3 rRNA genes are annotated in these 5,386 nt (G+C 55.9%); all 3 read right to left on the bottom strand.

Annotated elements, in window-relative coordinates:
• A 5S ribosomal RNA gene (rrf, locus tag J1M40_RS11865) occupies positions 1–81 on the bottom strand; the annotation flags it as partial.
• 191 nt (positions 82–272) lie between these two features.
• Positions 273–3,364, bottom strand: a 23S ribosomal RNA gene (locus J1M40_RS11870).
• 438 nt (positions 3,365–3,802) lie between these two features.
• Positions 3,803–5,325: ribosomal RNA gene (locus tag J1M40_RS11875) — 16S ribosomal RNA — on the bottom strand.
• Positions 5,326–5,386 lie beyond the last annotated feature (61 nt).

The following is a 5,386-nucleotide window of genomic DNA, read 5'->3' on the forward strand; positions in this document are numbered from 1 at the left end:
TGCAGTACCATCGGCGCTGTGGGCCTTAGCTTCCGGGTTCGGAATGGAACCGGGCGTTTCCCCCACGCTATGACCGCCGTAACCCTAACCCCACACCACCACCCTCAACACGGGCAACAGCAGGGAAACCTACGGGTCACACAACAGTGACACTATTCAACTGAAACACCCCAACCATCCACCAACAAGCAGACAGCCGGTTGCAATCAGACAACCGCACAGTGGACGCGAACACCCACCCATCACCTTGAAGCAAGCAATGGAATAAGAGTGTGTGTAAGTCATCGGCCTATTAGTACTGGTCAGCTTCACGAGTCTTCAGTCCTCGCTTCCACATCCAGCCTATCAACCCAGTGTTCTAGCTGGGGGCCTCACACCCTCAAAGGGGCAAGGAAATCTCATCTCGAAGCCGGCTTCCCGCTTAGATGCTTTCAGCGGTTATCCATCCCGAACGTAGCTAATCAGCCATGCACCTGGCGGTACAACTGACATACCAGAGGTTCGTCCGTCCCGGTCCTCTCGTACTAAGGACAGACCTTCTCAAATTTCCAACGCGCGCAGAGGATAGGGACCGAACTGTCTCACGACGTTCTGAACCCAGCTCGCGTACCGCTTTAATGGGCGAACAGCCCAACCCTTGGGACCTACTCCAGCCCCAGGATGCGACGAGCCGACATCGAGGTGCCAAACCATGCCGTCGATATGGACTCTTGGGCAAGATCAGCCTGTTATCCCCGAGGTACCTTTTATCCGTTGAGCGACGGCCGTTCCACAACGAGCCGCCGGATCACTAGTCCCGACTTTCGTCCCTGCTCGAGCTGCCACTCTCACAGTCAAGCTCCCTTGTGCACTTGCACTCGACACCTGATTGCCAACCAGGCTGAGGGAACCTTTGGGCGCCTCCGTTACATTTTGGGAGGCAACCGCCCCAGTTAAACTACCCATCAGGCACTGTCCCTGACCCGGATCACGGGCCGAAGTTAGATATCCAGAGTGACCAGAGTGGTATTTCAACGGCGACTCCACGAACACTGGCGTGCCCGCTTCACAGTCTCCCACCTATCCTACACAAGTCACACCGAATACCAATACCAAACTATAGTAAAGGTCACGGGGTCTTTCCGTCCTTCTGCGCGTAACGAGCATCTTTACTCGTAATGCAATTTCGCCGAGTTCATGGTTGAGACAGCGGGGAAGTCGTTACTCCATTCGTGCAGGTCGGAACTTACCCGACAAGGAATTTCGCTACCTTAGGATGGTTATAGTTACCACCGCCGTTTACTGGGGCTTAAGTTCTCCGCTTCGCCGAAGCTAACAGGTCCCCTTAACCTTCCAGCACCGGGCAGGAGTCAGTCCATATACATCGTCTTACGACTTCGCATGGACCTGTGTTTTTGATAAACAGTCGCTTCCCCCTGGTCTCTGCGGCCCCGATCCCCTCACACCAGCAAGTGGTGCTCAAGGTTGGGGCCCCCCTTCTCCCGAAGTTACGGGGGCATTTTGCCGAGTTCCTTAACCATGATTCTCTCGATCGCCTTAGTATTCTCTACCTGACCACCTGTGTCGGTTTAGGGTACGGGCAGTTTGAACCTCGCGCCGATGCTTTTCTAGGCAGCATAGGATCACCGGATCACCCACCAAGTGGGCGCCCATCAGGTCTCAGGCATACAGCCGGCGGATTTACCTACCAGCAGCCCTACACCCTTAGACCAGGTCATTTCCATTGCCCGGCCCGGCTACCTTCCTGCGTCACACCTGTTAATGCGCTTGCCTCCCCGGTTCAGGTCCCGCGCTCCCCACCACCGTCCCCGTCAAAGACGAGGATCGGGATGGTTCGGGCGGTTAGTATCACCGGCTCAGCATGGACGGTTCTTCACTGGTACGGGAATATCAACCCGTTGTCCATCGACTACGCCTGTCGGCCTCGCCTTAGGTCCCGACTTACCCAGGGCAGATTAGCTTGACCCTGGAACCCTTAGTCATCCGGCGGACGGGTTTCTCACCCGTCTTTCGCTACTCATGCCTGCATTCTCACTCGTCCACAATCCACCAGAAGTTACCCGCTGGCTTCACCTCGTGAACGACGCTCCCCTACCCATCCAGCAAAACTGAATGCCACGGTTTCGGCGGTGTACTTGAGCCCCGCTACATTGTCGGCGCGGAATCACTTGACCAGTGAGCTATTACGCACTCTTTCAAGGGTGGCTGCTTCTAAGCCAACCTCCTGGTTGTCTCAGCAACTCCACATCCTTTCCCACTTAGCACACGCTTAGGGGCCTTAACCGGTGGTCTGGGCTGTTTCCCTCTCGACTATGAAGCTTATCCCCCACAGTCTCACTGCCACGCTCTCACTTCCCGGCATTCGGAGTTTGGCTGAAGTCAGTAACCTTGTAGGGCCCATCGTCCATCCAGTAGCTCTACCTCCGGGAAGAAACACGTGACGCTGCACCTAAATGCATTTCGGGGAGAACCAGCTATCACGGAGTTTGATTGGCCTTTCACCCCTACCCACAGCTCATCCCCTCCATTTTCAACTGAAGTGGGTTCGGTCCTCCACGCGCTCTTACACGCGCTTCAACCTGGCCATGGGTAGATCACTCCGCTTCGGGTCTAGGACACGCGACTCAATCGCCCTATTCAGACTCGCTTTCGCTACGGCTTCCCCACACGGGTTAACCTCGCCACGTATCACTAACTCGCAGGCTCATTCTTCAAAAGGCACGCTGTCACCCCACAAGGAGGCTCCAACGGTTTGTAGGCACATGGTTTCAGGTACTATTTCACTCCCCTCCCGGGGTACTTTTCACCATTCCCTCACGGTACTGATCCGCTATCGGTCAACAGGTAGTATTCAGGCTTACCAGGTGGTCCTGGCAGATTCACACGGGATTCCTCGGGCCCCGTGCTACTCGGGCAACCCTCCAACAGCGGCGGAACACATTTCGACTACGGGACTCTCACCCTCTACGGTCCAGCATCCACACTGGTTCGTCTATATGCCCGCACCTCACTGCGCCATGCCGGCAGACATGACAAGGAGGGGCCCACAACACCGCACATGCAACCCCTGCCGGGTATCACACACATACGGTTTAGCCCCATCCGCGTTCGCTCGCCACTACTAACGGAATCACTTTTGTTTTCTCTTCCTGTGGGTACTGAGATGTTTCACTTCCCCACGTTCCCTCCACCCGGTCTATGTGTTCAACCGGGGGTCACACGACACGTCGTGCGGGGTTTCCCCATTCGGAAATCCTGGTCTCAACGTCCGGTTATCGACTCCACCAGGCTTATCGCAGATTCCCACGTCCTTCTTCGGCTCCTGTTGCCAAGGCATCCACCATGCGCCCTTGGAAACTTTCACACACAATGAAAGTCCTCAAATGAGCAATATCTAACTAAGATGTCATTCTCGGCATCACCACACCTCACACACCACCCCAGGGGGAACAGTGCGATCAACGATGCAGCAACAAAAAAATAAGATGCTCGCGTCCACTATGCAGTTCTCAAACAACAACCCACACCCCATCCACCAACCCACAAGGCCAGCTTCACAAGGCACGGAGACCAGAAACAACAACCCCAACCCTCACAGATCAGGGCACCTGCTGTTCCAGGACCCAACAGTGTGCCAACACCAGCCCGCAGCCACCAACACCACCCATTCCAACCACACCCGCAAAGGCATGACGTACTCGAGCACTGCCGGCACCACCACTGGCACCATTCATTGATGTTCCACCCATGAGCAACCCGCCATCACACACGCGGTGATGCAACGGGCACTAATGCTCCTTAGAAAGGAGGTGATCCAGCCGCACCTTCCGGTACGGCTACCTTGTTACGACTTAGTCCCAATCGCTGGTCCCACCTTCGACGGCTCCCCCCACAAGGGTTAGGCCACCGGCTTCGGGTGTTACCAACTTTCGTGACTTGACGGGCGGTGTGTACAAGGCCCGGGAACGTATTCACCGCAGCGTTGCTGATCTGCGATTACTAGCGACTCCGACTTCATGGGGTCGAGTTGCAGACCCCAATCCGAACTGAGACCGGCTTTTTGGGATTAGCTCCACCTCACAGTATCGCAACCCATTGTACCGGCCATTGTAGCATGCGTGAAGCCCAAGACATAAGGGGCATGATGATTTGACGTCGTCCTCACCTTCCTCCGAGTTGACCCCGGCAGTCTCCCATGAGTCCCCACCATTACGTGCTGGCAACATGGAACGAGGGTTGCGCTCGTTGCGGGACTTAACCCAACATCTCACGACACGAGCTGACGACAACCATGCACCACCTGTGAACCCGCCCCAAAGGGGAAACCGTATCTCTACGGCGATCGAGAACATGTCAAGCCTTGGTAAGGTTCTTCGCGTTGCATCGAATTAATCCGCATGCTCCGCCGCTTGTGCGGGCCCCCGTCAATTCCTTTGAGTTTTAGCCTTGCGGCCGTACTCCCCAGGCGGGGCACTTAATGCGTTAGCTGCGGCGCGGAAACCGTGGAATGGTCCCCACACCTAGTGCCCAACGTTTACGGCATGGACTACCAGGGTATCTAATCCTGTTCGCTCCCCATGCTTTCGCTCCTCAGCGTCAGTTACAGCCCAGAGACCTGCCTTCGCCATCGGTGTTCCTCCTGATATCTGCGCATTCCACCGCTACACCAGGAATTCCAGTCTCCCCTACTGCACTCTAGTCTGCCCGTACCCACCGCAGATCCGGGGTTAAGCCCCGGACTTTCACGACAGACGCGACAAACCGCCTACGAGCTCTTTACGCCCAATAATTCCGGATAACGCTCGCACCCTACGTATTACCGCGGCTGCTGGCACGTAGTTAGCCGGTGCTTCTTCTGCAGGTACCGTCACTTTCGCTTCTTCCCTACTGAAAGAGGTTTACAACCCGAAGGCCGTCATCCCTCACGCGGCGTCGCTGCATCAGGCTTGCGCCCATTGTGCAATATTCCCCACTGCTGCCTCCCGTAGGAGTCTGGGCCGTGTCTCAGTCCCAGTGTGGCCGGTCACCCTCTCAGGCCGGCTACCCGTCGTCGCCTTGGTGAGCCATTACCTCACCAACAAGCTGATAGGCCGCGAGTCCATCCAAAACCGATAAATCTTTCCAACACCCACCATGCGGTGGACGCTCCTATCCGGTATTAGACCCAGTTTCCCAGGCTTATCCCAGAGTTAAGGGCAGGTTACTCACGTGTTACTCACCCGTTCGCCACTAATCCACCCAGCAAGCTGGGCTTCATCGTTCGACTTGCATGTGTTAAGCACGCCGCCAGCGTTCATCCTGAGCCAGGATCAAACTCTCCGTAAAAAAATTACAGAACAACACCGTGGCAGCCGGAAATAACCACCACGACATCCATTCAATACCT

The sequence above is a fragment of the Micrococcus sp. KRD026 genome (assembly GCF_017168445.1).
Taxonomy (GTDB): Bacteria; Actinomycetota; Actinomycetes; order Actinomycetales; family Micrococcaceae; genus Micrococcus; species Micrococcus luteus.